The 26,982-nt window shown below is 69.3% G+C and carries 25 protein-coding genes and 1 pseudogene; 18 read left to right on the plus strand and 8 right to left on the minus strand.

What is annotated here, in order from left to right; translation table 11 throughout:
• The first annotated feature begins 132 nt into the window (after positions 1-132).
• Positions 133-1,011 (plus strand): IclR family transcriptional regulator domain-containing protein, encoded by an 879-nt coding sequence (locus JIX55_RS41670; protein ID WP_257568389.1) that lies wholly within the window; start codon positions 133-135, stop codon positions 1,009-1,011.
• On the opposite strand, the gene JIX55_RS41675 is transcribed toward JIX55_RS41670, so the two are convergent.
• From JIX55_RS41675 to JIX55_RS41685, 3 genes are read right to left on the minus strand one after another with little or no spacing between them, the layout of a single operon-like run.
• Complete coding sequence (locus JIX55_RS41675) at positions 962-1,924, minus strand: PDR/VanB family oxidoreductase (RefSeq protein ID WP_257568390.1); 963 nt, start codon at positions 1,922-1,924, stop codon at positions 962-964. The two genes, JIX55_RS41670 and JIX55_RS41675, sit on opposite strands and share 50 nt — an antisense overlap.
• On the minus strand, positions 1,921-2,103 hold the full coding sequence (locus tag JIX55_RS41680; RefSeq protein ID WP_257568391.1) for a hypothetical protein: 183 nt from the start codon (positions 2,101-2,103) through the stop codon (positions 1,921-1,923). Before JIX55_RS41680 ends, JIX55_RS41675 begins: the two co-directional genes overlap by 4 nt.
• Positions 2,100-3,164, minus strand: coding sequence for an aromatic ring-hydroxylating dioxygenase subunit alpha (locus tag JIX55_RS41685; protein ID WP_257568392.1), 1,065 nt, complete (start codon positions 3,162-3,164; stop codon positions 2,100-2,102). Before JIX55_RS41685 ends, JIX55_RS41680 begins: the two co-directional genes overlap by 4 nt.
• Before the next feature lie 927 nt (positions 3,165-4,091).
• On the opposite strand from JIX55_RS41685, the gene JIX55_RS41690 reads away from it, so the two are divergent.
• On the plus strand, positions 4,092-4,463 hold the full coding sequence (locus tag JIX55_RS41690) for a DUF1330 domain-containing protein (RefSeq protein ID WP_257568393.1): 372 nt from the start codon (positions 4,092-4,094) through the stop codon (positions 4,461-4,463).
• 245 nt (positions 4,464-4,708) lie between these two features.
• Positions 4,709-5,201, plus strand: a pseudogene (locus JIX55_RS41695) (transposase); the annotation flags it as partial.
• A 385-nt stretch (positions 5,202-5,586) separates the two neighbouring features.
• Here JIX55_RS41695 and JIX55_RS51650 read toward each other — a convergent pair.
• Positions 5,587-5,763 carry a TetR family transcriptional regulator gene (locus JIX55_RS51650; RefSeq protein ID WP_443046749.1) on the minus strand — a complete coding sequence of 59 codons (177 nt, stop codon included), beginning with the start codon at positions 5,761-5,763 and terminating at the stop codon, positions 5,587-5,589.
• 164 nt (positions 5,764-5,927) lie between these two features.
• On the opposite strand from JIX55_RS51650, the gene JIX55_RS41700 reads away from it, so the two are divergent.
• The gene (locus tag JIX55_RS41700; RefSeq protein WP_257569666.1) at positions 5,928-6,740 is read left to right on the plus strand and encodes an oxidoreductase; all 813 of its coding nucleotides are present in this window, start codon (positions 5,928-5,930) and stop codon (positions 6,738-6,740) included.
• A gap of 84 nt (positions 6,741-6,824) precedes the next feature.
• Complete coding sequence (locus JIX55_RS41705; protein WP_257568394.1) at positions 6,825-7,337, plus strand: nuclear transport factor 2 family protein; 513 nt, start codon at positions 6,825-6,827, stop codon at positions 7,335-7,337.
• Positions 7,338-8,042: 705 nt separating this feature from the next.
• Here the strand turns inward: JIX55_RS41705 and JIX55_RS41710 are convergent.
• Positions 8,043-8,753 (minus strand): MerR family transcriptional regulator, encoded by a 711-nt coding sequence (locus tag JIX55_RS41710; RefSeq protein WP_257568395.1) that lies wholly within the window; start codon positions 8,751-8,753, stop codon positions 8,043-8,045.
• A 267-nt stretch (positions 8,754-9,020) separates the two neighbouring features.
• On the opposite strand from JIX55_RS41710, the gene JIX55_RS41715 reads away from it, so the two are divergent.
• The 3 genes from JIX55_RS41715 (at position 9,021) to JIX55_RS41725 (ending at position 11,448) form a co-directional block, all read left to right on the plus strand.
• Complete coding sequence (locus tag JIX55_RS41715; protein ID WP_257568396.1) at positions 9,021-9,635, plus strand: DUF6230 family protein; 615 nt, start codon at positions 9,021-9,023, stop codon at positions 9,633-9,635.
• 117 nt (positions 9,636-9,752) lie between these two features.
• The gene (locus JIX55_RS41720) at positions 9,753-10,238 is read left to right on the plus strand and encodes a DUF6114 domain-containing protein (RefSeq protein ID WP_257568397.1); all 486 of its coding nucleotides are present in this window, start codon (positions 9,753-9,755) and stop codon (positions 10,236-10,238) included.
• 766 nt (positions 10,239-11,004) lie between these two features.
• Entirely contained in the window at positions 11,005-11,448 is a 444-nt protein-coding gene (locus JIX55_RS41725) for a hypothetical protein (protein WP_257568398.1), read from the plus strand.
• 267 nt (positions 11,449-11,715) lie between these two features.
• Here the strand turns inward: JIX55_RS41725 and dgoD are convergent, their stop codons facing one another.
• From dgoD to JIX55_RS41740, 3 genes are all read right to left on the minus strand, one after another.
• Positions 11,716-12,861 carry a galactonate dehydratase gene (dgoD, locus tag JIX55_RS41730; RefSeq protein WP_257568399.1) on the minus strand — a complete coding sequence of 382 codons (1,146 nt, stop codon included), beginning with the start codon at positions 12,859-12,861 and terminating at the stop codon, positions 11,716-11,718.
• Between the two features lie 243 nt (positions 12,862-13,104).
• Positions 13,105-13,872 (minus strand): SDR family NAD(P)-dependent oxidoreductase, encoded by a 768-nt coding sequence (locus JIX55_RS41735; protein WP_257568400.1) that lies wholly within the window; start codon positions 13,870-13,872, stop codon positions 13,105-13,107.
• A complete protein-coding gene (locus JIX55_RS41740; RefSeq protein ID WP_257568401.1) occupies positions 13,869-14,918 on the minus strand; it encodes a LacI family DNA-binding transcriptional regulator in 1,050 nt (349 codons plus the stop codon). The genes JIX55_RS41735 and JIX55_RS41740 overlap by 4 nt, the downstream gene beginning before the upstream one ends.
• Before the next feature lie 500 nt (positions 14,919-15,418).
• Here JIX55_RS41740 and JIX55_RS41745 point away from each other — a divergent pair, with 500 nt between their 5' ends.
• The 10 genes from JIX55_RS41745 (at position 15,419) to JIX55_RS41790 (ending at position 26,979) form a co-directional block, all read left to right on the plus strand.
• The gene (locus JIX55_RS41745; RefSeq protein WP_306820088.1) at positions 15,419-16,765 is read left to right on the plus strand and encodes an extracellular solute-binding protein; all 1,347 of its coding nucleotides are present in this window, start codon (positions 15,419-15,421) and stop codon (positions 16,763-16,765) included.
• The gene (locus JIX55_RS41750; protein ID WP_257568403.1) at positions 16,762-17,805 is read left to right on the plus strand and encodes a carbohydrate ABC transporter permease; all 1,044 of its coding nucleotides are present in this window, start codon (positions 16,762-16,764) and stop codon (positions 17,803-17,805) included. The genes JIX55_RS41745 and JIX55_RS41750 overlap by 4 nt, the downstream gene beginning before the upstream one ends.
• Positions 17,805-18,626: a carbohydrate ABC transporter permease gene (locus tag JIX55_RS41755; protein WP_257568404.1), complete on the plus strand. Its 822-nt coding sequence runs from the start codon at positions 17,805-17,807 to the stop codon at positions 18,624-18,626. The genes JIX55_RS41750 and JIX55_RS41755 overlap by 1 nt, the downstream gene beginning before the upstream one ends.
• Positions 18,627-18,714: 88 nt before the next feature.
• A complete protein-coding gene (locus JIX55_RS41760; RefSeq protein ID WP_306820089.1) occupies positions 18,715-19,386 on the plus strand; it encodes a bifunctional 4-hydroxy-2-oxoglutarate aldolase/2-dehydro-3-deoxy-phosphogluconate aldolase in 672 nt (223 codons plus the stop codon).
• Entirely contained in the window at positions 19,383-20,351 is a 969-nt protein-coding gene (locus tag JIX55_RS41765; RefSeq protein ID WP_257568406.1) for a sugar kinase, read from the plus strand. The genes JIX55_RS41760 and JIX55_RS41765 overlap by 4 nt, the downstream gene beginning before the upstream one ends.
• Positions 20,352-20,393: 42 nt before the next feature.
• Entirely contained in the window at positions 20,394-21,467 is a 1,074-nt protein-coding gene (locus tag JIX55_RS41770) for a lactonase family protein (protein WP_257568407.1), read from the plus strand.
• A gap of 41 nt (positions 21,468-21,508) precedes the next feature.
• On the plus strand, positions 21,509-23,035 hold the full coding sequence (arfA, locus tag JIX55_RS41775) for an arabinosylfuranosidase ArfA (protein WP_257568408.1): 1,527 nt from the start codon (positions 21,509-21,511) through the stop codon (positions 23,033-23,035).
• Positions 23,036-23,072: 37 nt separating this feature from the next.
• Positions 23,073-24,026, plus strand: a complete 954-nt coding sequence (locus tag JIX55_RS41780; RefSeq protein WP_257568409.1) for a glycosyl hydrolase — start codon at positions 23,073-23,075, stop codon at positions 24,024-24,026.
• Entirely contained in the window at positions 24,023-24,598 is a 576-nt protein-coding gene (locus JIX55_RS41785; protein ID WP_257568410.1) for a TlpA family protein disulfide reductase, read from the plus strand. Before JIX55_RS41780 ends, JIX55_RS41785 begins: the two co-directional genes overlap by 4 nt.
• A complete protein-coding gene (locus JIX55_RS41790) occupies positions 24,595-26,979 on the plus strand; it encodes a carbohydrate binding domain-containing protein (RefSeq protein ID WP_257568411.1) in 2,385 nt (794 codons plus the stop codon). Before JIX55_RS41785 ends, JIX55_RS41790 begins: the two co-directional genes overlap by 4 nt.
• Positions 26,980-26,982: the final 3 nt, after the last annotated feature.

Here is a 26,982-nt window from a genome sequence, read left to right on the forward strand (position 1 = left end):
TGCAAGGTCGTTGACAGTTGTAGAAGTGTGCTCCTAGCGTGCGCAGAGCGCACCACTGTGCGTACGGAGCGCACCATCGTGCGTACGGAGCGCACATGCCGGGCGTCTCCGTGCGTCTTCCTGGAGGCGACGATGGCAGATCGAGCCCGGTTCGGCGGAGCCCGCGAACCGCACTTCGTCCGGTCCTTCGAGCGGGGCCTCGCGGTCATCCGGGCCTTCGACGCCGAGCATCCCGCGCTGACGCTGAGCGAGGTCGCCCGGACCTGCGAGCTGACCCGGGCGGCCGCAAGACGCTTTCTGCTCACCCTCGTCGACCTCGGGTACGTCCACACCGACGGCCGGCTGTTCCGGCTGACCCCGCGCGTCCTCGAACTCGGCTACGCGTATCTGTCGGGCTTCACGCTCTCCGACCTCGCCGGGCCGCATCTGGAGCGGCTGGTCGCGCAGGTCGGGGAGTCGTCCTCGCTGTGCGTCCTGGACGGCGACGACATCGTGTACCTGGCGAGGGTCAGCGCGTGCCGCATCATGACGGCGACGATCACCGTGGGCACCCGCTTCCCGGCCCATGTCACCTCGGTCGGCCGGGTGATCCTCGCGCATCTGCCGGACGAGGAGATCGACGCCCGGCTCGCCCGTGCCGACCTCGGGCCGCTCACCCGGCGCACCCTCGTCTCCGCCGACCGGCTCAGGGCGGAGCTGCGCCGCGTACGGCGGCAGGGATACGCCGTCGTGGACCAGGAGTTGGAGGAGGGGCTCAGATCGGTCGCCGTCCCGGTCCGGGACCGGGACGGTGAGGTGGTGGCCGGCGTGAACATCCCGGTGCACGCCGGCCGCAACTCCGTGGAGTCGGTACGCCGCGATCTGCTGCCCCAGCTGCTGGCCACGGTCGCCCGGATCGAGGCCGACCTGTGCGTGGCCGGCACGGCCACGGGCCGGGCGCGATCCGTGGCCCCCGGCGCCGCTACAGGTCGAGGACCAGCCGTGACCCCTGGCACCGGGACACACAGATGAGCATGGTCTCCCCGGCCTCGCGCTCCTCGTCGCTCAGCACCGAGTCCCGGTGGTCCGGGGTGCCCTCCAGGACGTCCGTCTCACAGGTCCCGCAGGTGCCCTCGGCGCAGGAGAAGAGGACCTCCACCCCGGCGGCCCGCACGGTGTCGAGCACGGAGACCCCGACGGGAACGGTGACCGTCTTGCCCGTCCGCTCCAGGACGACCTCGAACTCGCTGTCCGGGCCGGTCTCCTGCTCCTTCGGCCGGAACCGCTCGACCCTGAGCGCCCGCCCGGGGCACCGCTCCTCGACCGCGTCCAGCAGCGGCCCGGGACCGCAGCAGTAGACGAGGGTGTCCTCCGGGAGGCCGTCGAGGACCGAGCCCAGATCGAGCAGCCCGGACTCGTCCTGCGGCGCGACCGTGACCCTGTCCCCGTACGCGCCCAACTCCGCCTGGAACGCCATGGATTCACGGCTGCGCCCGCCGTACAGCAGGGACCACTCCGCGCCCGCCGCCTCCGCCACGGCCAGCATCGGCAGGATGGGCGTGATGCCGATGCCGCCGGCCACGAACCGGTAGCGGGGCGCCGGCTCCAGCGCGAAGTTGTTGCGCGGCCCGCGCACACGGACCTTGTCGCCCTCGGCCAACTCCGTGTGCACGTACGCCGATCCGCCGCGCCCGTCGGGCTCCCGCAGAACGCCGATCCGCCACGCTGTGCGGTTCGCCGGGTCACCGCACAGGGAGTACTGCCGCTCCAGCTCCGGCCCGAGCAGCACATCGATGTGCGCCCCCGGCTCCCAGGCCGGGAGGTCCTCGCCCAGCGGATGCCGCAGGGTGAGGGCGAGCACGCCGTCGGCCGCGAACTCCCGGCGGTCGACGACGAGTTCGGCTTCGTACACCGCTGAAGGCGAAAGCGATGGGGACGAGGTCATGCGCTGTTTCCTTGCGGCTCGTGTCCTTGGGGGTGGGCGAGCATCCACTCCCACATCTCGATGGGGTCCTGCGCGGTGTGCTCGCGCCCGCAGTGACAGGTGCCGTGCAGGATGTCCGTGCCCGGCAGCCAGTCGATGCGGTAGACCTCTCCGGTCTGGAAGGTGGGCGGAGTGCTCACTGGACCTTCTCCACCGGCTTCTCGCCCTGCTCGACCAGCCGGGCGAGGATGCGGCGGGCGGCCAGACCACCCGTGTCGATGTTGATGCTCAGTTCCTGGTAGCCGGTCCGCTCGGTGCCCAGCGTCTCCTGCAGCAGGTTCAGCGCGTCGACGTCCTGCATGACGACCGTGTGGTTGTTGCCCTTGAGGAACTCGGTGACCTCGTCGTCCTCGGTCGCCCAGTCCCGCGAGACCATCCAGAAGTCGTACACCTTGCCGTCCGACGATGGCGTGATCGCGTACGTGATCTCGGTGTGGAAGCCGTTCGGGTCGCTGCCGTCCGCCTCGGGCAGCACGCCCACGGGGGCGATCCGGCTGTGCAGCAGGTACAGGCACGGGGCGAAGTACTCGATGTCCTGCCAGCGCGTGATCCGCCCGTCGATGCCGGTCGACCGGGCGTAGAACGGCGGGCACTCCGCGTCGTCCATGTGCCGGCTCACCCGCACGATGCCCGCGCCCTCGTCCACCTCGGTGGTGATCGGCGTCTCGGCGACTTCGGGGGTGCCGATGTAGCCGCCGTGCAGATACGTCTCGTGCGAGAGGTCGAGGAGGTTGTCGACGAGGAGTCCGTAGTCGGCGTCGATCGGTTCCATGCCGCGCACGGTGACCCAGCCGGGGGTGGCCAGGTGCTTGGCGCGCGGGATGCTCTGCGGGTCGGCGAGCGCCGGGTCGCCTATCCAGACCCAGATCAGCGAGTCCTGCTCGACCACCGGGTACGAGGCGACCCGCGCCGTCCGCGGGATCCGCTTCTGCCCCGGCACGTACACGCACGCGCCCGTCGTGTCGTACGTGAAGCCGTGGTACCCGCACACGATCCGGTCCCCGTCGAGCCCGCTCTCGGACAGCGGGTACCGGCGGTGCACACACCGGTCGTGCAGCGCGACCGGCGTCCCCTCCTCCTCCGTCCGGTAGAAGACGAGCGGCTCGCCCAGGATCGTCCGGCCGAGAAGATCCCGCCCGACCTCTTCGGCGTAGGCGGCGACGTACCACTGGTTCCTGGCGAAGGCGGTCATGTGAGGCATGGGGTTCCCGTCCCTGTCGGCGGGGCGTCGTCGCCCCGCGTGCCGTGGTTGGGAACAGGTTCCTGACGGCGGTGGTTGCCGCGCAAGGCGGCTTCTGTCAGGCGGAAGTGTCTCTGCGAAAGGGCTGGTCAGGGCCTTGCCGTCCGGTTTGCGCATCGCTGGGAGCGGGGTGGGACGAGTTGAGGTGGCGAGGGCTGCCGTGAACGGGTGGGCTCGCCCCTGTCTGGGGTTCTTGTCGCAGGAAGGAGACGCGAGGGCTGTTCACGACTTCGAAGTGCGTTGCTGGTGATGTCGTCGTGCATGAGCGGCAGGTCTCTGGCTCCTCCGCTGTCGAGGTATGGCATGCGCCGGGCTGGGCTCCAAGCCCACCACGTCCGCAAACTTGGCGACCGTCAACCAGTTGGTTTCCGCACGCAAGGCCAAGGCGGCGCCGAAGCGGTTCCCCGGGGGTTGCGACAGGTAACCAGGGCAGGAAGGCGGCAGAACGGCCGGGCGCCGCCGGAGTGTCCAACCGCGAACCAGCCACGAGCCGCCAGTCTGCGCGGACATCGGGGCACACACGACGCCGTCCCTCCGCTAGGACTTGCGGGCGAAAACCGATCGGTTTACGATGAGGGAACCGATCGGTTTCCCGTCGCGGAGGTGGGCGAGTCCCGAACCCGCATTACTGAGGAGTGCGGATGGCTTCCCCGTGCGACGCCGCAGGGAAACCGCCTGGTACTCCAGTGCGGTTTCGTGATCTATCCAGCAGGTTTGTCGGCGGAGCGTCGTCGGTGATGGCTGCGGCGGGCTGTCAGTCTCCGAGATGGCGCAAATCGCGACCGACGTCAACATCACCATCAACAATGCCGGCGTCCTGCTGCCGGTACCCAGCGCCCGCCTGGAGCGGCGAACACCAGTTTCCTGATATCGGAAAGAGTATTGGCAATGAGTGGGAATTCGCAGAAGAAGAAGTTCTATGCCCTGAATATGTTTGACGTGACCGACGTGGAGAAGTACCTTGCGTATTTCAGCCGTTTGCCCGAAGTAGCTCCGCAATATGGCGGTCGAATGGTGGCGTTTGGCCGTTTCCGGGACAACGTAGCCGGCGACCTCGCGCCACGGCAGGTTCTGTTTCTCGTTGAATGGGAGTCCGAAGAGGCGTTCAACACCTTCCGGGACGACCCGGACTTGGCCGACTTGCATCCGCTGCGGGAGAGCGGGGCGGCGTCCTATATCTGGCAGACGTTCGATGGTCTCGATATGAGTGACCCCGCCGACGTTTCGCTCGACGATGTACTGGCGGTGCTCAAGCCTTAGAACCCGCATCGCTACGGAGCCGGATGAGCCAGCTGACGAGTCGTCGGCCGGCGAAGGACGCCTCTGGCAGGCGCGGACTCCATTGGAGGCTCGGCGATCCAGTTGGCACTCCAGGAGCGTCTCGCTATCTGGCCTGGTCAGGAGGCGTCTCCCGGAGTGCAGTTGGCTGATGGCGTGTCAGGGGCGGTCTTGGTGGACCGCCCCTCCAAGGAGTGGAACCAGAAGGCTCGCCAGGCGAGGACGATGGCAAGCTCGTGGACGGCCGGCTCAAGGGCATGCGACTGATCGTCCGAAAGGAACGGCCCCGTCCTGGCGCCCAGTTGAGGATCACGGACGCGGACGCCATGCGGATCACGTGCTTCGCGACCAACACCCCTGACCGGCCGATCGCCGAGTTGGAGCTCCGTCACCGGCTGCGGGCCCGGGCCGAGGACCGGATCCGGGCCGCCCGGACCACCGGCCTGCGCCACCTGCCCCGCCACACAGCAGCCCAAAACAAGGTCTGGCTGGAGATCGTCCAGATCGCCCTCGACCTGCTGGCCTGGATGCCCATGCTGCCCTCACGGGCAAGGCCCGACGCTGGGAACCCCGCCGCCTGCGATTCCGCCTGTTCTCCGCGGCCGCCCAGCGCGTCACCACCGGCCGGCGCAGGATTCTCCGCCTCACCGGCACTGGCCCTGGACCGGCGAGATCACCACCGCCCTCGAACGACTCGCGCTGCTGCCCACCCTCGGCTGACCAGCAATCTTCCACCGTCCCGGGCAGTGGAACCCGGCGCCCCGTCCAGGCCCGCTAAGTGCCTGCGTCTCTCGACCGCAGCCGCTGTCCGCATTTGCGCGGTGGAGCACTCGGCGGAATCGAGTACTGCGCACCGCCAGTGATCACGGTCGACGACATCGGGCTCCTGTCCGTCTCACCGGACGCCGCCGAGGGCTTTTACTGCCTGGTGGCTGCCGGGACGGCGTATCCCTGCATCTGCATCTGAGCGTTTCGGGGTGTGCCGAGATCGGCCGCGTGTAACCGATCGCCATTGGGCTGCACATGGCGCGGGGAGGCCCGCTCGTGCCCCTCATCCCTTTGGTCACGCTCTCGAACGCCAGACGGGCGCTTTCCGTGTTCCGCGTCAAGGCGGTGGCGACGATCGCCTTCTCGCCCGGAAGAGTCGGAAGAGGTACGGCTGCGGGACACCGACACGCTTGGCAATCGTCTGGGTGGAGGTGCCGTAGTGGCCGGTGAGCGCGAACTCGGCGATCGCAGCGCGGGGATGAGGCTCCCGCGTCTCTCCTGCCTGCTCACCCAGCCCATGCCGCCATGTTGGCGGGCGCCGGTCAGCTCAACCTGCAGGCGGCCGGTGGCGCGGGCGGGGATCGGTTCGTTGCTTGAGCTTGCGGATCGGAAACCGATCGGTTTACAGTGAGGCGAAAGGAAACCGATCGGTTTCCCAGATGAGTTCGGGAGTGCATGATGACGACGAATCGGCCGGTGGCCCTGGTGACGGGTGCGTCCTCCGGTATCGGCAGGGAGACGGCGCTCGCGCTGGTCGCGGCGGGTTTCGAGGTGGCCGGCACGGGCCGCGACACCTCGCGTGTCGCCCCGCTGCGGGGTGTGACGTTCTTCGACCTCGACGTGGTCAGTGACAAGTCGGTGACCGCCGTGGTCAGAGAGGTGATCGACCGGTTCGGGCGGATCGATGTCCTGGTCAACAACGCCGGTATCGGTTCGATCGGCGCGGCCGAGGAAACCTCCCTCGCGCAGGCCCAGGGCGTCTTCGACATCAACGTCTTCGGGGTCATGCGCATGGTGCGGGAGGTCCTGCCGCACATGCGCTCTCAGGGGCGCGGGCGCATCATCAACCTCTCGTCCGTGCAGGGGTTCATCCCCGCTCCCTACATGGCTGTCTACGGCGCGTCCAAGCACGCGATCGAGGGCTACTCCCAGTCCCTGGACCACGAGGTGCGGCAGTACGGCGTCCGCTCGCTCCTGGTCGAACCCGCCTACACCAACACCGGGTTCGAGGCCAACAGCGCCAAGCCCGACAGCCCCCTGCAGACCTACGCCGACCAGCGGCGCGTCTTCGACCGCCTGATGACGGAGGCGATCAAGGCCGGTGACGACCCCGCGGTGGTCGCCAAGGCGATCGTCACGGCCGCGACCGACACCAAGCCGAAACTGAGCTACGCCGCCGGCCCCATGGCCGGACGCGCACGCCTGCTCCGCTTCGTTCCCGCCTGGGTCCTGGACAAGCAGATCCGCAGCATGAACAAGCTCACCGGCTGACCCCCGCCCCCCGCCACCCGTCATCCGCCACTGGCCATCCGCCACCCGCAAACCCCATCGCGCCGTTGATTCCGGGAGAGACCCGTGTCCGAGACCCTGCACTCCGCCGCCGCTACCGTCGCGCGCTGGCGCTCCGCCGAGGAACGCGGTGACGTCGAAGCCGCGGTCGCGTGCCTGAGCCCGGACGTCGTGCTCAGCTCGCCGCTCACCGACCAGTTCCGCTTCGAGGGATCTGACCAGCTGCGCGACTTCCTGACCGTGGCGTTCGCGGCGGTCAAGGATGTCCGCTACCACACCCAGACCGGCGAGGGCGACACGTACGCGCTGGTCTACCGGGCGCGGGTGGGTTCCCAGCCGTTCGAGGAGGTGCAGATGCTGCGGCTCGACGACCAGGCACGCATCACGGAGATCACGCTCTTCGGGCGTCCGATGCCGGCCCTCACCGCCCTGATGCACCTCATGGGTCCGGCGCTCGCCCGCCAGCAGGGCCGCCGGGGCCTCGCGACGCTCATGAGCGTCGCCACCATGCCCATTCACGCGATGGTCTCCTCGGGGGACCGCAGCATGGTCGCGAAGACCCGCCCGGCAGCCCGGTAGACCTGACAGAACCAGATCCACTGAGCGTTTGGTCCCGTTCCCCTTCCAGGAGCTGGCGGCAGCCGCAGGCGATGTCCCCGGCGGACAGCTTCGGGTGGGAGGAACGCACGAGGTACCTGCCGTCCAGGTGGGCTCCGGCTCGCCCTGACCACACGGGCGAAGCCGACTCCCCGAGAGCGGCTGCTGGAGGCGGCGTCCTCCACCGGCCACGGCAGCGTCCGGCCGATCCCCCCCCACGCGCCGAGGCGATGCGGCAACCCGCCGCACCCTCCAGCGACTTGACCCAACAGGAGACGCTCCCATGAAACGACGTACGTTCCTCACCGCGGCCACCGCGTCGCTGGCCGCCACCCAAGCAGTGGCTGAAGCCGGGCGTGGTCGAGCGTGAACAGCTCACCTCGACCGAGGCGAGGGCTCCACAAGGCGGGCTATCAGCCCGACGCTGTTGAACGTCGCCCTGCATGGGCTGGATGAAGCCGCCGGGGGCCGGTACCTCCCTGATGGGATGAGCACGCCGGTAGGTTGGAGCCGGGCACGGGATCCCGAAGGTCGCGGTCAGCGACAGCATGTCCGGAGGACACCGACGAGCGGGTCCTCGTCGCCACGGGCTGATCCCTCCCGAGAGGCCGAAGTGCCTTCACCCGAGGCACTTCGGCCCTCGCTGCCGTCGCGAGCGGGGGGTGTCGGCGGTGTACTGCTGGGGACTCACTCCTCCGGATGCTCGCCCCGCCCGCACCCACGGCGATCATGGCGACGGTGGTTCGCGTCCTCCTGGGCCAGGCGCCGTAGCAGCCGGACGACCGGCTCGAACAGCACGGTGAGGACCACCGCCCGCTCGGCGAGGGCGATGCGGTCCTCGATCCCCTCGAACTGCGCGAAGTCCAAATCGGCGGTGGAGGTGGCGAGCTGTGCGTAGGGGATGAGGTCGTCGGCCGTGTAGTCGGTGCCGAGACGGCTCAGCGCGGCGAGACTTTCGGCGAGTGCGGGGCGGTGCGGTGACGCGTCGGAGATCCGCCAGCCCATGGTCTCGATGAGAGCCTCGACCCTCGCGGCGGCCGCGCCCGGCAGAGCCTCGTCGGCGGCGCTCTCCGCTCCGGGACCGTCCTGGCTGTCCGCGCCGCCCTTCCCGTTCGTCTCCGCAGAGGGCACGGGCAGTGCGTGGTGGACGACGCCCAGAGTCTCGAACGCATCCAGTGGACGGTCGACGGCTTCGAGCACTTCACGGGTGCGGGCGACGGAGAGCCCGCCGAGCTGGATGAGGGAACGGATCAGACGGAGCCGCTGGATGTGCTCCTCGTCGTACTCGACCGTGGTCGGGTTCAGCGCGCGTCCCTCGGGGAGCAGCCCTTCCCGTCGGTAGAACTTGATGGTCGCCACCGGAACCCCGGACCGTCGGCTGAGCTCTGAAATCCTCATGCGCTCCCTCACGCTCAACTGTCCCTCCAGTATCGCGTTACCGGGGGTTGCCCCACCGAGCTCGATAGTGCCACTATCGAGTACTCGGTAGTAACACTATCGAGTGCTTCTTCGGTGTGCCCACTTCTTCGTGCGCGTGGACGACATACGCCCGCGGAAGCCGCCTGCACCGCCACGGCCACACCCAGCCGTAGTTCTTCCCCCGGCCCGGGCCAGTCAGTTCTGGGTCCGGTCGTCTCGTACGCATCGACAACGGAGAACCACACCATGTCCCAGCGCATCGGCAAGACCCACTGGAAGCGCTTCGCCGTCGGCGCGGTGCCGACGGTGGCCGCCACGGCGGCGGTCGCCGTCTCCATGGCCCAGGGCGTACTGGCCGCTTCGTTCAGCATCTCCGGTTCCGACTTCCAGGTCTCGGCAGGCAAGTTGAGCGGCACCGGATTCGGCAACTACGCCACGGTGGACGTCGCCAAGAACGGCAAGCACGTGCCCGTCTCCGTGTCGTCCATCAAGAACGCGACGATCGTCGACATGTGCCAGTCCGTGCCGGTGGACATCCCCGTGCTCGGGACCTACACGATGACGCTGAAGGCGGGCGGATCGGGTACGCCGGTCAAAGCCAAGGACCTGTACATCGACATGACCGACCTCCAGGCCAAGAAGGGCACCTTCACCAACGTCGACATCGGCGTCGCCACCGGTGCCATGACCAAGGGTCAGGTCAACCCGAAGGACAAGGTCGATCCCAACGGCTATGCGCAGCAGGCGGATTCGGTCGAGATCATTGATGCCCACCAGAAGGTCTGGGCCAGTTCTGCGGGCACATTCGAACTGTCGGGCCTGCACATGAACATCGCGGCCGGCCGCCACGACTGCTTCTGACCTCGCTCCCGCCCTCTAGTCTCCCGTGCGCGCAAGCGGCCGGCGACTACCAGGGGGCGGTAGTGCTCCACCGTCCTCGCGGACACCCTCACCCACTCACGACTTGGGAGCTGCCACATGGCGAGTGCAGGTGCACCCGCGCACCCCCACAGTGACAGCGGCTTCGCCCGCGCTCGCCGGGACTTCCGGGCCTGGCGGCGCACCCGCCCCTTCTGGGCGGGTCTGCTGGTGCTCCTTGCCGCTGCGCCCATCATCTACTTCCCGTATTTCAACCTTTCCCTGGGCGCCTTGTCCGTGGCGATGTCCACCACTGCGGGGGCCGGGTCCCTGGTCATCGGTCTGACGCTGATCGTCCTTGGCGGACTCCTCTGGTTCCAGCCGATCATCAGGTTCTTCGCCGGCTGCGTCGCGGTGTTCCTCGGCGTGCTGTCGCTTCCCATCTCCAACTTCGGCGGATTCTTCGTCGGCACACTGCTCGCGGCGGGGGGCGGACTCATGGCTCTGGCGTGGGGCCCGGTGGACGGGCACCCGGAGGACGTACCCGACGCCGCCGAGGAGCCGTCTGTCGCCGTCAGCCGGGCGGGAGGACAGGGGAGTGAGTGACCAGTCGCCGTACACCCGCGGCGAGGCCGCAGCCCCCCGATTCGCGCGACCACCGAGGGGCCGGCACGCCATCCCCCGTACATCCGCGCTGACGCGTCTGCGTCTGCCTGTCGGGAGGGCACTCGCGCTGACCGCGCTGCCGACCGCCCTCATCCTGGGAAGTCAACGCCTGCCGGAGTCCGCCGACACGAGCGCCACCGCGGCGCTCTCCGTTTCCGAAGAGGTGTCAGGCGCGCCTGGAACCACCGGTGTCGACTGCGCCCGTCCCGACGACACCTCAACCTCTGCGACGAACGCTCCCGCAAGCCTCACCCCGTCCGCTGATCCCCGCACGCCCAGCGCTCACCCAAGCGGGGAGCCCGTCACGCCGCCGCGGCACACGGACGACGAGGGAGCGAGCCCGACCCCAGCACCGACCGCCACTCCCACCCCCTCGCCCAGCGCGACCTCCGCGACAACGAGCCTTGCGGACATCCTCGGTCTCCTCTTCCGCGACGACGCCGAGCAGCGAAGCCCGTCACCCGACGCGAGCCCCTCACTCCACGCGAGCCCTTCACCAAGCTCGGCAACTTCGAGGCCAGAGTCCGGAGCACCGCCCGAGCCCCGGCTGTCCACCACGCCCGTATCACCTGCTCCCAGCCACCGGGCCGTCGAGCCGTCGCCCCGACCGGAGTCGTCCCAAGGAACTGCCCGCACCTGCGACATCAGCGACCTCAAGGCCCCCGAGGAACACGAGGCCGGCCGATTCTCCGCCGAGGCATGGAACATGAAGGGGAGCCGCCTCGAACTGCACGACCTCGTCTTCGGCGGCGTGGTGACCGTGGAGACAGCCGCCGGGCCCAAACGGGTGCTCAAGTTCACCGCGGCGGCGGTCACGATCCGCGACCTGAAGATGGCTGTACCCGTCGGCCCACAGATCCAGCACATCGACGGAGCGCCCGGTTCCACCTCCACGCTCCGGGGCGACGAGATCACCATGTACGTCGAAAGCCTGACCGGCACCCTCTCCAGCATCGAAAACCTTCCCGCACCACCCGTCCTCCGCCTGCACCTCACCCCGGACACCATTCCGGAGTGGCTCTACGACACGCTCGGGAAGCTCGACCTCAAGCTCCAACTCGGCCTGGACGACGCCGACATCGACCAGGCTGGACAGACAGGCGGAAAACTCGCCATCCCGGGGATCCACGGGTACGGAACACCACGCTGAAGCCGGCCCCAAGCGGCTGTGGTTGGTCGTGGTCATGGGTGACGACACCTGACCGCGGGACTGCGATGCGCGCACGGTGGTCTGCTGCAGCGGCGAAAGCCGCGGCCGTGGTCTGTTCGTCGGGGGTGGGTGCGGCACTGGCGCCGCTCGATTGGTCCGGGACGCTGGCCGCGGAAGACGACTCCGGGACCTGGGGGCTTGTCGGGTGGATGGCCGGGGCCGGAGGCCGCGTGCTGCGGCCGTCCGGCCGGGACCTGCCCCCCCGGGCTACCAGGAGGCCAGTGAGCCGTCCGTGTTGCGCCAGACCGGGTTGCGCCAGCGGTGGCCGCGTTCGGCGGCGGCCCGGACCGCGTCCTCGTCGATGGTGATGCCGAGACCGGGCGCGGTCGGGCGGTCGATGTAGCCGTCGCGGAAGGTGAAGGGCGTGGTGTCGGCGAGGTAGTCCAGCAGTCCGCTGCTGTCGCCGTAGCCGATGCCCAGTGCCTGTTCCTGGATGAGGAAGTTGGGGATCGCGAAGTCGAGTTGCAGGCTGGCTGCGAGGGCGATCGGGCCGAGCGGGCAGTGTGGGGCGACCATGACGTCGTAGGCCTCGGCCATCGCGGCGATCCGGCGGGTCTCGGAGATGCCGCCGGCGTGGCTGATGTCGGGCTGGGCCACGGCGATGCCGTCGGAGAGCACCGAGCGGAAGTCCCAGCGGGAGTAGAGCCGTTCGCCGGTGGCGATGGGGATGGAGGTGGAGCGCACCACGGCGCCGAGGTCCTGGGAGAACTCCGGCAGCACGGGTTCCTCGACGAAGAGCGGCAGGAGCGGTTCCAGGAGGGGCAGTACGCGGCGGGACATCGCCCCGCTGAAGCGGCCGTGGAAGTCGAGCGCCAGGTCGCGGTCCGGGCCGATGGCCTCGCGGACCGCGGTCACTCCGTCCACGATGGCGTTGATCGCGGCGGGCGTGGCGAGGGGCTCCAGCTGGCCGCAGGGGTTGAGCTTGACCGCGGTCATGCCCTTGGCGACCTGCGCGGCCGCCGATTCGCCCAGTTCCTCGGGGGTTTCGCCGCCGACCCAGCCGTAGACGCGCACCCGGTCGCGGACGTGGCCGCCGAGGAGCTGGTGGACCGGGACGCCGTGGGTCTTGCCCGCGATGTCCCACAGGGCCTGGTCGATGCCGGCCAGGGCGCTGTTCAGGACGACTCCGCCGCGGTAGAAGCCACTCTTGGCGAGGACCTGCCAGTGCTCCTCGATCCGCGCCGGGTCCTGGCCGAGCAGGTAGTCGAACATCTCCTCGACGCAGCGGGCGACGGTCTGGGCCTTGCCCTCGACTATGGGCTCGCCCCAGCCGGAGATGCCCTCGTCGGTGTCCACGCGGAGGAAGAGCCAGCGCGGTTCGACGAGGAAGAGCTCGTATCCAGTGATCTTCATGGGGTGGGTCTCCGGGTTCTGTGTTCTGTGCTGTGTACGGCCTGGCGAACCGGTGGTGGGCGGGTGCGTCGGTCGTGGTCGGAGCGGGCGCGGGGAGCCGCCGGCTCGGGGGAGGGGGAAGGGCGGGTCCGAGGAAGGGTTGCGGGCGTCCGTGCGGCGGGGGCTGTCCGCCGGGGTGCGGCGATCGGGTCGGTGTCGGACGGGTATGGCGGTTGCCGCCCGGTACAGGCGCGGCCCGGCGGCCTACTCCTGGGAGCTGATGCTGCGGCCACCGTCCACGAGCAGGTTTTGTCCTGTGATGAAGGAGGCGTCCTCGGAGGCGAGGAAGGCCACGGCGGCGGCGATGTCGTCTGGGGCGCCGAGTCTGCCGACCGGCGTGCGCGCGATGGTCTGCGCCTTGTACTCCGGGGGCGCCGCGGCCCACAGGGCGGTGACCACGGCTCCGGGCAGGACGGCGTTGAACCTGATCTGTCCGCCGTACTCGACGGCCAACTGACGCACTAGAGCGTCGATTCCGCCCTTGGCGGCCGCGTACGCCGGGAAGCCCTTGAAGCCGATGGCCGCGTGGACGGAGGAGGTGATCACCACCGCGCCCCTGGCCGTCCTGAGTAGCGGCACCGCGGCCCGGACGCCGTAGAACACCGAGTTGAGGGAGAGCCGCAGCTGGTCGTGCCAGGCGGCGTCGTCGAGTTCGTGTGCCGCTCCCGGCAGGTTGCGACCGGCGTTGAGGTGGAGAACGTCGAGGTGTCCCGTCCAGGACTCGGCCTCGGCGACGGCCGCCGCCCACTCCGTCGGCGAGGTGACGTCCAGCGGCAGGTCTCGTGCCTGCCCGCCCTCGGCGTGGATCTCCTCGGCGACGCGATGGGCGCCCTTGGCATCCACGTCGGTGACAAGGACGGACGCTCCCTCGGCCGCCAGCCGGCGGGCGGTGGCCGCCCCGATCCCGGAGGCGGCCGCGGTGAGCAGGGCCGTACGGCCGGTGAAACGTGCCGGTGCGGCGGCGACGGTCATGGCGTTTCTCCTGGTCGTGCTGGTCTGGCCGTGGAGCCGCGCAGCATCAGCCGCGGCTCGGTCGGAACGACGACGTCTCCCGTCGGCTTGCCGTCGATGGTGGCCACCAGGGCGTCCACCGCGGCGGTTCCCAGCTCGTGCAGGGGCATCGCGACGGTGGTCAGCGGGGGATGGAGGTGCGCGGCCACGGGTAGGTCGTCGTTGCCGACCACGGACACGTCCTCCGGGATCCTGAGGCCGAGGTCCCTGATCGCCGCCATGGCGCCTATCGCCTGGGCGAGCGAGCTGGTGTAGATGGCGGTGACCGGTTGCCGCCGGTCGCCGTCAGCGGGGCGCAGCAGTGCCCGCGCCGCGGACCCGCCGCCATCCTCGGTGAAGTCCCCGGACGCGACCGGAGCCGCGTCCAGCCCCAGTGTGTCGGCGTGCCGCAGGAACGCCTCCTTGCGGACCTCGCTGGGGGTGATCCCGGGAGGGCCCGCGATGTGTCCGACCACTCGGTGGCCGAGGCCGTGCAGATGGTCGAGCGCGGTCACGCTGGAGCGGGCGACGTCCATGGTGATGTTGCGGCGGGAGCCCTCGACCGAGCGGTTGAGGAAGACGTGCGGGATCGCGCTGCGGCTCAGCGCATCCAGCAGGGGATGGCCGGGGCGGGCCGAGGCGATGAGCAGCCCGTCGACCCTGCCCTCCTGTACCAGGTCGTGGAAGGACTCGTCTGCTTCCTGCCCGTCGAAATCCTCAGCCAGCAGGGAGAGATAGCCCAGCTCGCGGGCCCGCTGGTATGCGCCGCGGGCGATGGTGACATACGTGGGGTTGGCAAGGGCGGGGATCAGCAGGGCCAGCGCGTGTGTGCTGGCGCCGGCCAGGGCCCGGGCCCCGGAGTGGGGCCGGTAGCCGAGCGCCTCGGCTGCCTCGTGGACGCGCCGGCGAGTCTCCGGCCGTACCGAAATGTCCTGTCGGCCATTGAGCACCTTGGACACGGTGGCCTTCGAGACCCCGGCCGCGTGGGCCACATCCACGAGCTTGGCCCGGACGGGCTGTTCCGGCACGTGCTCCCCCTCTCCGGTGGGTGTCGCCCTGGTCCGCTGGTGCGGATCGAGGATGGCGAGTTCTTGCCCCTTGACACCTTCTGGCAACGCAATTTAACGTTCGCGAAAGCTTCAGTCAACCGGTTTCCTCGGTCTCAAATAAGCGATAAGTCTGAACAGAGCACTAGAAACCGGCTTGGCTGATACTGCTCGATCTCGGCCACAGTTGACGTGGAATCAGCTGGCCGCAAGAGCCGCCCCGAACTCACTGCCGACGCGACCACCGTCGCAGCCGCAGTCCGCTGACACCGGTGCGCACACTCGTCCAAGCAGACGGATGCGCTCACGTTCAGGGCACCTCGCACCACCGCCGAGCGCCGGTGTTCCACCGGCCGCCCCACTCCTGCGTTCGCCTCCCGCGGCAGCCCCGCATGCCGCCACGGACCCTGTCGTACGTCCCGCAGCCGTCGTACGTCCCGCAACCGCGTACGTCCCGCCACGAAAGGCCCATCGCTATGCCCATGTCAACGACGACATCCCTCGACAGACGGCGCTTCCTCGCCGTCTCCGCCGGAACCGCGCTCGCCGCGACCGGTCTGTCCGCCTGCGCCGGCTCCGTCGACAACGGCACGAACGACTCGGGGAGCGGCAAAACAACGCTCACCGTGATGACGGTCGAGAACGAGTGGGACAAGAAGGGCCTCAAGGCCGCCGAAGAGGCGCTGGGGATGAACCTCAACGTCATCATCTGGGACGCCACCAAGCTCAACGCCATGCTCGCCGCCAAGAACCCGCCGGACGTGGTCCGCGGCTTCGGCGCAACCGAGACCCCGTACTTCGCCGCCCGCGACCTGATGACGGACCTGGACCCGTACTTCTCCAAGAGTTCGGTGCTGAAGCCCTCCGACCTTGACCCGGTCAACGACGTGTGGCGCTACGACGGCAAGAAGCAGGGCGCGGGTCCGCGCTACGGCATGGCCAAGGACTACTCCCAGGACTCCATGTTCTGGTACCGCACCGACCTGTTCCAGACCGCAAAGCTGGACGCGCCGAGCGCTACGGAACCGATCTCCTACGACGAGTGGCTGGACCTGGGCAAGAAGCTGGTCAAGCGCCGCCTGGGCAAGGTCAAGGTGTACGGCCTGAACGCCACCGGCATGGGCGTCTTCCCGCAGCTCATGGGGATGACCGCATCTGCCGGCGGCAGCCTGTTCACCGAGGACCTGGCTACGGTGGACTTCTCCTCCCCGGAGGCGCTGAAGGCACTGCGGTGGTACCTGGAGTACGCGAAGGCCGACATCGGCCCGAGCGTCGTCAACCCCAACCCGGACGGCTGGGACGGCCCCACCTACCAGGCCAACCGGATGGCGATGAGCTGCAACGGCTACTGGTTCGGCGGGCTGATCGGCGCCGACCCCAAGCTCGCCGGGGTCTCCCGCTTCGCGCCGGCCCCGCAGCTCGGCGGCAACCGCGTCAGCTCCTGCTTCGGCGCCACCGGCTTCTGGATCCCGAGGGACGCCAAGAACAAGGACGCCGCCTGGAAGTTCTTCGAGTGGTACTTCGGCGGCAAGCCCGCACAGGACCGGGCGGCCAGCGGCTGGGGCATACCCTCGCTGAAGTCGCTGCGCCCGAAGATGCCGCAGACCAACGCCTTCCAGAAGCAGGCGTTCGCGGTGCAGGAACAGGAGCTGCCGCACTTCTCCGTCCTCAGCTTCACCCCCTACGCCCAGCAGGCCGCCCTGGAGGGCGTGCTGAACAAGGTGCTGCCGGGCGCCGTGAAGTCCGGCACGTCCGCCGGCAAGGTCGCCGACCAGCTCAACTCCCGGATGAACGAGCAGCTTGCCCAGGGCAAGGAGCTCGTGGGGTGAGCACCGAACAGATCACCGCGCCGGGCGCGCCGTCCCCCTCCGGGGAGACGGCCGCCCGGCCCGGGCCCCGCACCGGCGCGAACGCCGGTCGCAGACCCCGCTCGCTGACCACCCGGCGGGCCTGGTCCTTCTACGTGTTCGCCGGACCCTGGGTGCTGGGCTTCCTGGCCCTGACGGCCTTCCCGCTCGGCTACGCCTTGTGGCTGAGTCTGACCAACGCCGACGGACTGTCGAACAACTCCCGCTTCGTCGGTCTGGAGAACTACCGGGAGGTCCTGACCGACCCGGAGACGATGTCCTCCCTGGCCCGCACCGGCGTCTTCGTCGCGCTCACCGTGCCGCTGTCCATCGCCGCGGGGCTGCTGCTGGCGGTGCTGGTCAACCAGCCGATCCGGGCCCGCGGCCTGTTCCGCACCCTGCTGTACCTGCCCGCGGTCGTCCCGCCGGTGGGTGCCGCTCTCACCTTCAAGCTGATCTTCGACCGGGACTCGGGCGCGGCCAACGGCGTCCTGGACGCCCTGCGCATCGACGGTGTGAGCTGGCTGATGGACCCCTACGCCCGCTGGGTCCTGGTCACCCTGACCCTGTGGGGCGCCGGCAACACCATGATCATCTCGCTGGCGGGGCTCCAGGACATCCCCAAGGAGCTGCACGAGGCCGCCCGCATGGACGGGGCGAACGCCTGGCAGTCCTTTACCAAGATCACCGTGCCGATGCTCTCCCCGGTGCTGTTCTTCCAGGTCATCACGGGCATCATCGCCGCCGTGCAGAGCTTCCTGCCGCTGCTGATCTCTCTCGACCCCACCCCCAGGGGCGTCACGTCCGTTCCCGAGGGCAACTACCTGTTCATGATCCACGTGTTCGCCCAGTACTTCGCCAACGGCCGTTACGGATACGCCTCCGCGATGCTCTGGGTGCTGTTCCTGATCATCATCGCGATCACCTTCCTCGTCTTCAGACTCAGCAAGGGTGCGGTCTTCTACTCCGTCGACCCGGAGCCGACCAAGCAGTCCAGGCCGCGCACGATCGGAGACAAGTGATGGTGTTCCCCCGCAGAAGCGCCGTCTACATGCTGCTCGTCGGCGCCCTCGTCCTCTTCCTCGGCCCGTTCGCCTGGCTGCTGAACACCGCCCTGAAGGACCCCTCCGAACTGCGCGCGCTGCCCGTCCACTGGTGGCCGCACGACCCCAGCCTGAACAACTTCCATGACGCGCTGACCCAGATCGACTACCTCGGCTACGCCCGCAACTCCCTGACGATCGCCACCGTCTACGCCCTGCTGGTCACCCTGGCCTCCGCATGGGCGGGGTACGGATTCGCCCGTCTCAACGCGCCCGGCAAGCGGCTGATCTTCTCCGTGCTGCTGTCGACGATGATGCTGCCGCAGGTCCTCACCCTCATCCCGACCTACCTGCTGTTCGCCAAGATGCACCTCACCAACACCTATGTGCCATGGGTGCTGTGGGGCCTGTGCGGAGCCCCGTACCTGATCTTCCTCTTCCGGCAGTTCTTCTCGAACATGCCCAAGGAACTGGAGGAGGCCGCAATCGTCGACGGCTGCGGGCAGATCCGCATCTTCTGGCGGATCTTCCTGCCCCAGTCATGGCCGGTCATCGCCACCAGCCTGATCCTCTCCTTCAGTTGGACCTGGGGCGACTACATCGCGCCGGCCCTGCTGCTGGACGACACCCACACCACCCTCGCCGTCAAGCTCGCCTACGGCTATGTCAACGAACACGGCGCACCGCTGGGGAACCTGGTCGCCGCGGGCGCGGTGATGTACGTCGTCCCGGTGCTGGCGTTGTTCCTGATCGTGCAGCGGGGCTTTGTCACCGGCGCCGCCACCTCCGGACTCAAGTGACCCCACGTTCACCAACTCACCTTCAGGCAAAGGAACTTCGCATGACGCACACCCAGGGAACGCCCATGTGCCCCGCGGCGGTGGGTTCATGAGGGAGCGACCTGCCCTTACCCCGCAGCTCGGCCGGAGCCGCGTCATGGCCATTCTCAGGTCGGCAGACGCCTCCGGACTGCCCGCCGTGGCCCGGGCCCTCGCGTCCGGCGGCGTCACCTGCCTGGAGGTCACTCTCACCACGGCCGGAGCGCTCGACGCGCTGGCCGCCATCAGGGCGGAACTCGGCCCGGACGTCGCGGTCGGCGCGGGCACCGTGATCACCGCCGGCCAGGCCAGGGACGCTCTGGCGGCGGGAGCGGAGTTCCTGGTCGCCCCCGTCGTGGACACCGCCGTCGTCCGGAACGCGGCGGACAGCGGCATCCCCTGCTACCCGGGCGCCTGGACACCGACCGAGGTGTCCCAGGCGTGGCGGGCGGGCGCCGCCGCCGTCAAGCTGTTCCCCGCGAGCACCGGCGGCCCCGCCCACCTGCGCCAACTGCGAGCGCCCCTGCCCGACATCCCGCTCGTCGCCGTCGGCGGCGTCGGCATCGACGAGGCGCGTGACTACCTGGATGCGGGAGCCTGTGCGGTCGGTATCGGCTCCCCGCTGTTGCGTGGGGCGGACCAGGACTCGACTCCGCAGGCACTGGAGGCCCTCACCGTGAGGGCACGCATCCTGTTGGACGTGGTCGGGGCCACCGCACGGTCTGGGGAGGCGAGCGCATGAGCATATCCTCATCCCCGCCCGGCGAGCCCTACCTCGTGACCCTGGGCGACGTGCTCGCCGTCATGGCGGCCCGGGAACCCGGCCCGTTCGCGCTCGGCACATCACTGCGCCTGGGGATCGCGGGCGCGGAGTCCAACGTCGCCGTCGGGGTCAGCCGGCTCGGCGGCTCAGCGACCTGGATCGGCCGGGTGGGCGACGACGAACTCGGCGAACTCGTCCTGCGGGAACTTCGGGCCGAAGGGGTCACCACGGTCGCCGCGCGGGATCCCGCCCCCACCTCCCTGCTGCTGAAGGAACGCCGCACCTCCACCCACAGCCGTACGCGCTACTACCGCGCCCACACGGCCGGGGCCCGGCTGACCGCCGACGACATCCCCGAGCACATCGTCGCGGGAGCGGCGGTCCTGCACATCACGGGCATCACTCCGGCGCTCGGTGAGGGGCCCGCCGCGGCTGTGACCCGGGCCGTGGACATCGCCGCCGACGCCGGAGTGACGGTCACCCTGGACGTCAACTTCCGCTCGCTGCTGTGGAGCGAGACCGAGGCCCGGCGTGCCCTGCTGCCCCTGCTGCGCAGGAGCGATCTGGTCTTCGCCGGACCGCACGAGGCCGGGCTCGTCGTGCCCGGCGTCGACGGACCGGAGGAACTCGCCAGGGGAATCTGCGACCTCGGACCCGGCGGTGCCGTGATCAAGCTCGGTGCCGACGGGGCGTACGCCCTCCTCGACGGACGGCCCCACCGGCAGCCCGCCGTGCCGGTCCGCGTGTACGACTCGGTGGGCGCGGGAGACGCGTTCGTCGCCGGGTTCCTCGCCGACCTGCTGGCGGGCGAGCCCCCGGAACGGCGGCTGAGGACGGCGGCTCTGCTCGGCGCCTTCGCGGTGAGCACCGCCGGCGACTGGGAGGGCCTGCCCCGGCGCTCCGAACTGGGGCTGCTGGATCACCACGACGACATCGTCCGCTGACACCTCCCTCCGCACTGGCACAAGCGACTTTCAGGACCACTCATGCCCACACCCCCCTCCATCGGCGCGATCCGCGTCCTCACCGGCTCCTACACCCCGGACTCCGGTGGTGACGGCACAGGTGTCGCCGCGCTGCTCCTCGATCCCACCACCGGCCGCATGAAATACGACGACCAGGTGAAGCCGCTGCCCGTCAGCGGGGCATCCTTCCTGGCCGTGCACCCGTCGCTCGACGTCGTCTACAGCACGAACGAGACGGAGACGGGAACCGTCAGCGTCGTCGCCCACGACGGCGACGGCAACCTGTCCCCGCTGGGCGACCCGGTCAGCAGCGGTGGGACCAACCCGTGCCACCTCACCGTCCACCCGGGTGGGGAGTGGCTGCTGACCGCGAACTACGGCAGCGACGCCGCACCCGGCACGGTCGCGGTGCACCGGCTCGCCGCGGACGGACGCCTGCTGGAACCGACCGACCTCGTCGTCCACCAGGGATCGGGACCGGTCACCGGAAGGCAGGAAGGCAGCCACGCCCATCAGGTCCTCGTCGACCCGGCGGGCCGTTTCGTGCTGGCCACCGACCTCGGGGCGGACGCGGTGATCACCTACCGGCTCGACACCCGCACCGGAACCCTGGAGCGGGCCGCGGTGAATCCGATGCGCGCGGGATCGGGCCCCCGCCATCTCGTCTTCGCCCCCGGCGGGGACCTGGTGTTCAGTGCCGACGAGCTGTCCTCGACCGTGACCTGCCACCGCTACGACGTCACCGACGGCACCCTGACGGCCCTCTCCGCCGTGCCCGCCACGGTGGCCCGGGACGTCGTCAACCAGCCCGGCGGAATCGTCGCCTCACCCTGCGGACGCTTCGTGTGGGTGACCAACCGCGGCGCGGACACCATCGCCGCGTTCCGGCTCGCCGGCACCACCCTGGAACCGCTCGGCGAGGTCCCCGCCGGCGGCACCTGGCCCCGCGGCCTGACCCTGGCGGCCGGCCATCTCCTCGTCGCCAACCAGCACAGCGGCACCCTCGCCGCCCTGCGCGTCCTGGACGACGGAACCCTCGACCAGCCGCACCCGCCGCTCACCGCCCCCTCAGTGGTCTGCGCACTGGCGCTCTGACCGCCCTCCCCCTGTTCGTCCCACATGCCTGAAAGGCAGTCATGTCCCACCCCGACACCACCCCCGCACGCTTCACCCTCGACCCGGCCTTCGCCGTCGGCAGCGTCAACCCCCGTCTGTACGGATCGTTCGTCGAGCACATGGGCCGCTGCGTCTACACCGGCATCTACGAACCCGGCCACCCCGCCGCCGACGCGGACGGCCTGCGCCAGGACGTCCTGGAACTGGTCCGCGAACTCGGCGTCACCACGGTCCGCTACCCCGGCGGCAACTTCGTCTCCGGCTACCGCTGGGAAGACAGCGTCGGCCCGCGCGAGGAGCGGCCTACCCGGCTGGACCTGGCCTGGAAGTCCACCGAGACCAACGAGTTCGGCCTGAGCGAGTTCATGGACTTCTGCGCCGAGACCGGCATGGAGCCCATGATGGCCGTCAACCTCGGCACCCGCGAGGTCGAGGACGCCATACGGCTGCTGGAGTACTGCAACCACCCGGGCGGCACCGAACTGTCCGACCGCCGTGCCGCCCACGGGAGCAAGGAACCGTACGGCATCAAGATGTGGTGCCTGGGCAACGAGATGGACGGCCCCTGGCAGACCGGGCACAAGACCCCCGAGGAGTACGGCCGCCTCGCCGCCGAGACCGCCCGCGCCATGCGGCAGATCGACCCCGGCCTGGAACTCGTCGCCTGCGGCAGCTCCAGCTCCTCCATGCCGACGTTCGCCTCCTGGGAGTCGACCGTCCTGCAGGCCGCGTACGACCTCGTCGACTACGTCTCCCTGCACGCCTACTACGAGGAGATCGACGGCGACCGCGACTCCTTCCTGGCATCCGCCGTGGACATGGAGCACTTCATCGAGTCGGTCGTCGCCACCTGCGACCACGTCCGCGCCCGTCTCAAGGCGGACAAGCGCATCAACCTCTCCTTCGATGAGTGGAACGTCTGGTACCAGAAGAGGCCCAACCCGCACCACGTCGAGGATTGGCAGCAGGCGCCGCGCCTGTTGGAGGACGTCTACACCGTCACCGACGCCGTGGTCTTCGGCTCGCTGCTCATCGCCCTGCTGCGGCACGCCGACCGGGTCACCGCCGCCTCGCTCGCCCAGCTCGTCAACGTCATCGCGCCGATCATGACCGAGCCGAGCGGCCCGGCCTGGCGGCAGACCACCTTCTACCCCTTCGCCCAGGCGTCGGCGTACGGCCGCGGCCGGGTGCTGCGCGTCGAGGTGGACAGCCCGACGTACACCACCGCCAGGTTCGGGGAGGTGCCGCTGCTGCACGCCACCGCGGTGATGGACGACGAGACCGGCGACGTCACCGTCTTCGCCGTCAACCGCGGCCAGAGCGACGCCCTGCCGCTGAGGATCGACCTGCGCGGCGTCGACGGCCACACGCTCGCGGAGCACCTGGTCCTGGCCGACAGCGACCCGGAGGCCACCAACACCGCCGACCGGCCCGACCGCGTCACCCCGCACACCGCCACCGGCACGACCATCGCCGACGGTGTCCTGCACGCCGAACTCGAACCGCTCTCCTGGAACGTGATCCGGCTGACGCACGGACAGAACTGACGAACCGTAACCACCGCCATGCCCCCGGGATGAACCTATGACAGTCCTTGCCCACCCCCTGTTCCGAGACCCCGTCCACGACGGCGCGGCCGACCCCACCGTCATCTGGAACCGGCACGCCGGCGAGTGGTGGATGCTCTACACCAACCGCCGCGCCGACGCGCCACCGTCCGACGACGTGAGCTGGGTGCACGGGACCGACATCGGGATCGCGTCCTCCGCGGACGGCGGAGCCACCTGGCTGTACCGGGGAATCGCCGAAAGGCTGGACATCGAGCCCGGGCGGCACACCTACTGGGCCCCGGAGATCGTTGACGACGGAACCGAGTACCACATGTTCGTCAGCGTCATCCGCGGTGTTCCGGCCCAGTGGGAGGGTCACGCACGCGTGATCCGTCATTACACGAGCCACGACCTCTTCTCCTGGACATACCGCTCCACTCTGCCGCTGTCGTCCGACAGGGTGATCGACGCCTGCGTCCTGCGGCTCCCCACGGGCGGCTACCGCATGTGGTACAAGGACGAGGCCGACCACCAGCACACCTACGCGGCGGACAGCGACGACCTGGCGCTGTGGACCGTGCGAGGACCCGCCGTCGAGTGCTCGGAACACGAGGGCCCGAACGTCTTCGAACTCGACGGCAGTTACTGGATGCTCGTCGACGAATGGCACGGCCTGCGCGTCCTCCGCTCACCGGACCTGGAGATCTGGGAACCCCAGGGCCTCATTCTCGACCGCCCCGGCAAGGGCACGGACGACGGGACGTACGGCCTGCACGCCGATGTCGTCACCAGCGAACTCGGCGCCTACGTCTTCTACTTCACGCACCCCGGGCGAACCGACGACGGCGCCGCGGACGACAGCGGCTACCACCACCGGCGCAGCTCGATCCACGTGGCCCGCCTGCGGGTGGGCGGGGACACCCTCGTGTGCGACCGCGACGAAGCCCTCGAAGCCCCTGTCCTGCCGCTCGAAGGGCCGAGCCGATGAGACGCATCCGACGCGCGACGCGAAAGGCCCGTCGGGCGGGGACGGTCCCGTTCGTCGTCGCGCTCCTGTCGGTCACCGCGCTCCTGTCCGTCACCGCATGCCAGGCCGAGGAACAGGCCGGCTCCGGTGTGACCCTGCTCGACGGGAACGGGATCTCCGTCACCGGTCCCACCGTCATATCCGCCCTGCCCGTCGACGACCAGGGAAACGTCGAGGCCGCGCACGCACGGAGCCAGATCCCGTCGCTCAAGAGCGTGGCGCAGCAGTACCCCGACGTCCGGGTCCTCATCACCGACTCCGACGGCCGTACCACCGACGCCGCGCTGCGCAACTTCGCGGCGAACTGGTCCATCCCGCCCGCACTCGTGGTCGCCGCGGACTCGGCCTCCGACGGCGCACAGCTGTCCAAGGACGGACAGCTCCACACACTCCTGATCGGCGCCGACGGACACGTCGCCGCCGATTGGGCGAACCGCCCTGTCCCCACACAGGCGATCGTCGCCGCGCTCCGCAAGGCCACGGCGAGCCCACCCACCCATCCCGACAGCGTTGTACGGGGAGAGGCATCATGAAACATGTCACAGAGATAAGACGGTCCATCGCAGGCACGGTCGTCACCCTGCTGCTCGCCTGCGCAGCGGTGGTGTTGACACCGGCCGCACCGGCACAGGCCGCCGGATCCAACTACTACGTCGACTGCTCGGCGTCGACGAACGGAACCGGCACCTCCGACTCGCCGTGGAACTCCCTGGCGGGCCCCAACGCGAAGACCTTCGCACCGGGGGACCAGCTGCTGCTGAAGCGAGGGACGACCTGCTCCGGCACCCTGCACCCGCTGGGCTCGGGCAGCGCGTCCGGCGGATCCATCTCCATCGACGCCTACGGCACCGGAGCCCTGCCGGTCATCGCCGCGGGCGGCGCCACGGACGCGATCTACCTGCACAACCAGGAGTACTGGGAGATCTCCAACCTGGAGATCACGAACACCGGCGCGGTGAAGGGGGCGAACGCGCGGCGCGGTGTCTACGTGGTGCTGGAGAACTACGGCACCGGCAACCACTACAAGATCAGCAACCTCAGCATCCACGATGTGAACGGAAACAACTCCAAGGAGGTCGACGGCAGCGCCGGCATCCTCTTCGCCGTTCTCGGCACCACGACGCCCAGCGCCTTCAACGACGTCGTCATCGACGGCAACACCGTCGCGAACATCGCCCGCAGTGGCATCAACATGTCGAGCACCTGGCTGTGCCGGCCGTCCATCGGCTGCAACAACCCCGCCTGGACCCCGTGGACCGGTGTCGTCGTCAGGAACAACACCGTTCATGACACCGACGGCGACGGCATCGTCGTGCAGATGTCCAAGGACGCCCTCATCGAGCACAACGTCGTCTACAACGCGGCGAAGGCGAGCAACGCGGCGAACGCCGGTATCTGGGCCTGGGACTCCGACGGGACCGTGATCCAGTACAACGAGGCGTACGGCACCAAGAAGAACTCCGGGAACCCCGACGGCCAGGGCTTCGACGTCGACTACGGGCAGGACGGCACGATCGTCCAGTACAACTACAGCCACGACAACGAGGGAGGGTTCATCCTCTTCTGCGGCTGCGGCGGAGGGTCACGCCTCAGCAGCAACGCGGTGGTCCGCTACAACGTCAGCGAGGACGACCGTCTCCACGTCGTCAACATGCTCGGCTCCCAGGACTCCAAGTTCTACAACAACACCATCTACATCCCGTCCGGATCCACCGCGAACATCTTCGAGGTCTCGGGCGCCTGGAACGACCTCACCCTCGCCAACAACCTCATCTACAACCTGGGCAGCGGCGACTACGTCTACACCTCCGGCCAGCCGGCCTCGAACTTCTCCTGGCGGAACAACCTCTTCTACGGCAACCACCCGGCGGGCGAGCCGACCGGGAACGGCAACATCACCGCGGATCCGCTGCTCGTCTCGCCCGGCAGCGGCGGCACGGGCATCGACTCCGTCGACGGCTACCAACTGACCGCGGGCTCCCCGGCCATCGGCGCGGGAGTCGTCATCCCCGACAACGGCGGCAAGGACTACTGGGGTTCGCCCGTTCCCTCGGTCTGCGCGCCCGACATCGGCGCCGACCAGTTCAGCTCGCCCAACGACGCCACCTGTCTCGCGAACGAGAACCTCGGGTTCGAGAAGGGGTCGCTCACGGCGTGGAGCGCGTGGAACTCCGCATCGGTGGTGAGTTCGGGCGCCCACAGCGGAACCTACGCGGTCCGGGTCGGGCCGTCGCCCGCCTCGGTGGAGAACTACGTCCCCGTCGCACCCCGGACGACGTACCGCGTCTCGGGCTGGGTCAAGTCCGCCGTCGCCGGTGAGGTCGTGAACGTCGGCGTCAAGAACACCGGCGGCCTGGAGACGCTGGCGAGCGCCAGCGGCACCGACTGGACCTATGTCTCCGCCGACTTCACCACCGGGGCGGCGAACGGCACCGTGCGGCTGTACTGCTACAAGAGCTCGGGCACCGGGAACGGCTACTGCGACGACCTCGCCGTCACCCCCGTCAAGAACCACGTCATCAACGGCAACTTCGAGTCCGGCCACACCGTGCCCTGGCGCAACGGTGACTTCTCGCTCACCAGCACGTCGTCCAACGGCAACGCCGCCGGACTGACGAACTCGTCCCTCAGCGGCAGCACCCTCTGGCAGCTGATCTACACCCTCAACCCGAACACCACCTACCGTCTGACCGGCGCGATCGCCAGCCAGACCGCCGGAACCACGACGGCACTGGAGGCCAAGCTCTACAACGGCACCGCTGTCACGAGCGCCTCGACCACATCGAGCACCTACTCGAAGCAGTCGACGACCTTCACCACGGGCTCGGGTGTGACCACCGCCCGCATCTACTGCCACCTCGTCTCCGGAACCGGCGACGGCTACTGCGACGAAGTCACCCTGACCCAGCAGTGACCG

This window comes from Streptomyces sp. DSM 40750, from assembly GCF_024612035.1.
Taxonomy (GTDB): Bacteria; Actinomycetota; Actinomycetes; order Streptomycetales; family Streptomycetaceae; genus Streptomyces.

Bases quoted from the DNA above. Each gene is read 5' to 3' on its own strand.
- JIX55_RS41790 (WP_257568411.1), top strand. From the start codon at position 24,595: ATGAAACATGTCACAGAGATAAGACGGTCCATCGCAGGCACGGTCGTC.
- JIX55_RS41715 (WP_257568396.1), top strand. From the start codon at position 9,021: ATGTCCCAGCGCATCGGCAAGACCCACTGGAAGCGCTTCGCCGTCGGC.
- arfA (WP_257568408.1), top strand. From the start codon at position 21,509: ATGTCCCACCCCGACACCACCCCCGCACGCTTCACCCTCGACCCGGCC.
- JIX55_RS41675 (WP_257568390.1), bottom strand. From the start codon at position 1,924: ATGACCTCGTCCCCATCGCTTTCGCCTTCAGCGGTGTACGAAGCCGAA.
- dgoD (WP_257568399.1), bottom strand. From the start codon at position 12,861: ATGAAGATCACTGGATACGAGCTCTTCCTCGTCGAACCGCGCTGGCTC.
- JIX55_RS41760 (WP_306820089.1), top strand. From the start codon at position 18,715: ATGAGGGAGCGACCTGCCCTTACCCCGCAGCTCGGCCGGAGCCGCGTC.
- JIX55_RS41700 (WP_257569666.1), top strand. From the start codon at position 5,928: ATGACGACGAATCGGCCGGTGGCCCTGGTGACGGGTGCGTCCTCCGGT.
- JIX55_RS41745 (WP_306820088.1), top strand. From the start codon at position 15,419: ATGTCAACGACGACATCCCTCGACAGACGGCGCTTCCTCGCCGTCTCC.
- JIX55_RS41755 (WP_257568404.1), top strand. From the start codon at position 17,805: ATGGTGTTCCCCCGCAGAAGCGCCGTCTACATGCTGCTCGTCGGCGCC.
- JIX55_RS41725 (WP_257568398.1), top strand. From the start codon at position 11,005: ATGAAGGGGAGCCGCCTCGAACTGCACGACCTCGTCTTCGGCGGCGTG.
- JIX55_RS41735 (WP_257568400.1), bottom strand. From the start codon at position 13,872: ATGACCGTCGCCGCCGCACCGGCACGTTTCACCGGCCGTACGGCCCTG.
- JIX55_RS41690 (WP_257568393.1), top strand. From the start codon at position 4,092: ATGAGTGGGAATTCGCAGAAGAAGAAGTTCTATGCCCTGAATATGTTT.
- JIX55_RS41720 (WP_257568397.1), top strand. From the start codon at position 9,753: ATGGCGAGTGCAGGTGCACCCGCGCACCCCCACAGTGACAGCGGCTTC.
- JIX55_RS41685 (WP_257568392.1), bottom strand. From the start codon at position 3,164: ATGCCTCACATGACCGCCTTCGCCAGGAACCAGTGGTACGTCGCCGCC.
- JIX55_RS41765 (WP_257568406.1), top strand. From the start codon at position 19,383: ATGAGCATATCCTCATCCCCGCCCGGCGAGCCCTACCTCGTGACCCTG.
- JIX55_RS41780 (WP_257568409.1), top strand. From the start codon at position 23,073: ATGACAGTCCTTGCCCACCCCCTGTTCCGAGACCCCGTCCACGACGGC.
- JIX55_RS41770 (WP_257568407.1), top strand. From the start codon at position 20,394: ATGCCCACACCCCCCTCCATCGGCGCGATCCGCGTCCTCACCGGCTCC.
- JIX55_RS41710 (WP_257568395.1), bottom strand. From the start codon at position 8,753: ATGAGGATTTCAGAGCTCAGCCGACGGTCCGGGGTTCCGGTGGCGACC.
- JIX55_RS41785 (WP_257568410.1), top strand. From the start codon at position 24,023: ATGAGACGCATCCGACGCGCGACGCGAAAGGCCCGTCGGGCGGGGACG.
- JIX55_RS41670 (WP_257568389.1), top strand. From the start codon at position 133: ATGGCAGATCGAGCCCGGTTCGGCGGAGCCCGCGAACCGCACTTCGTC.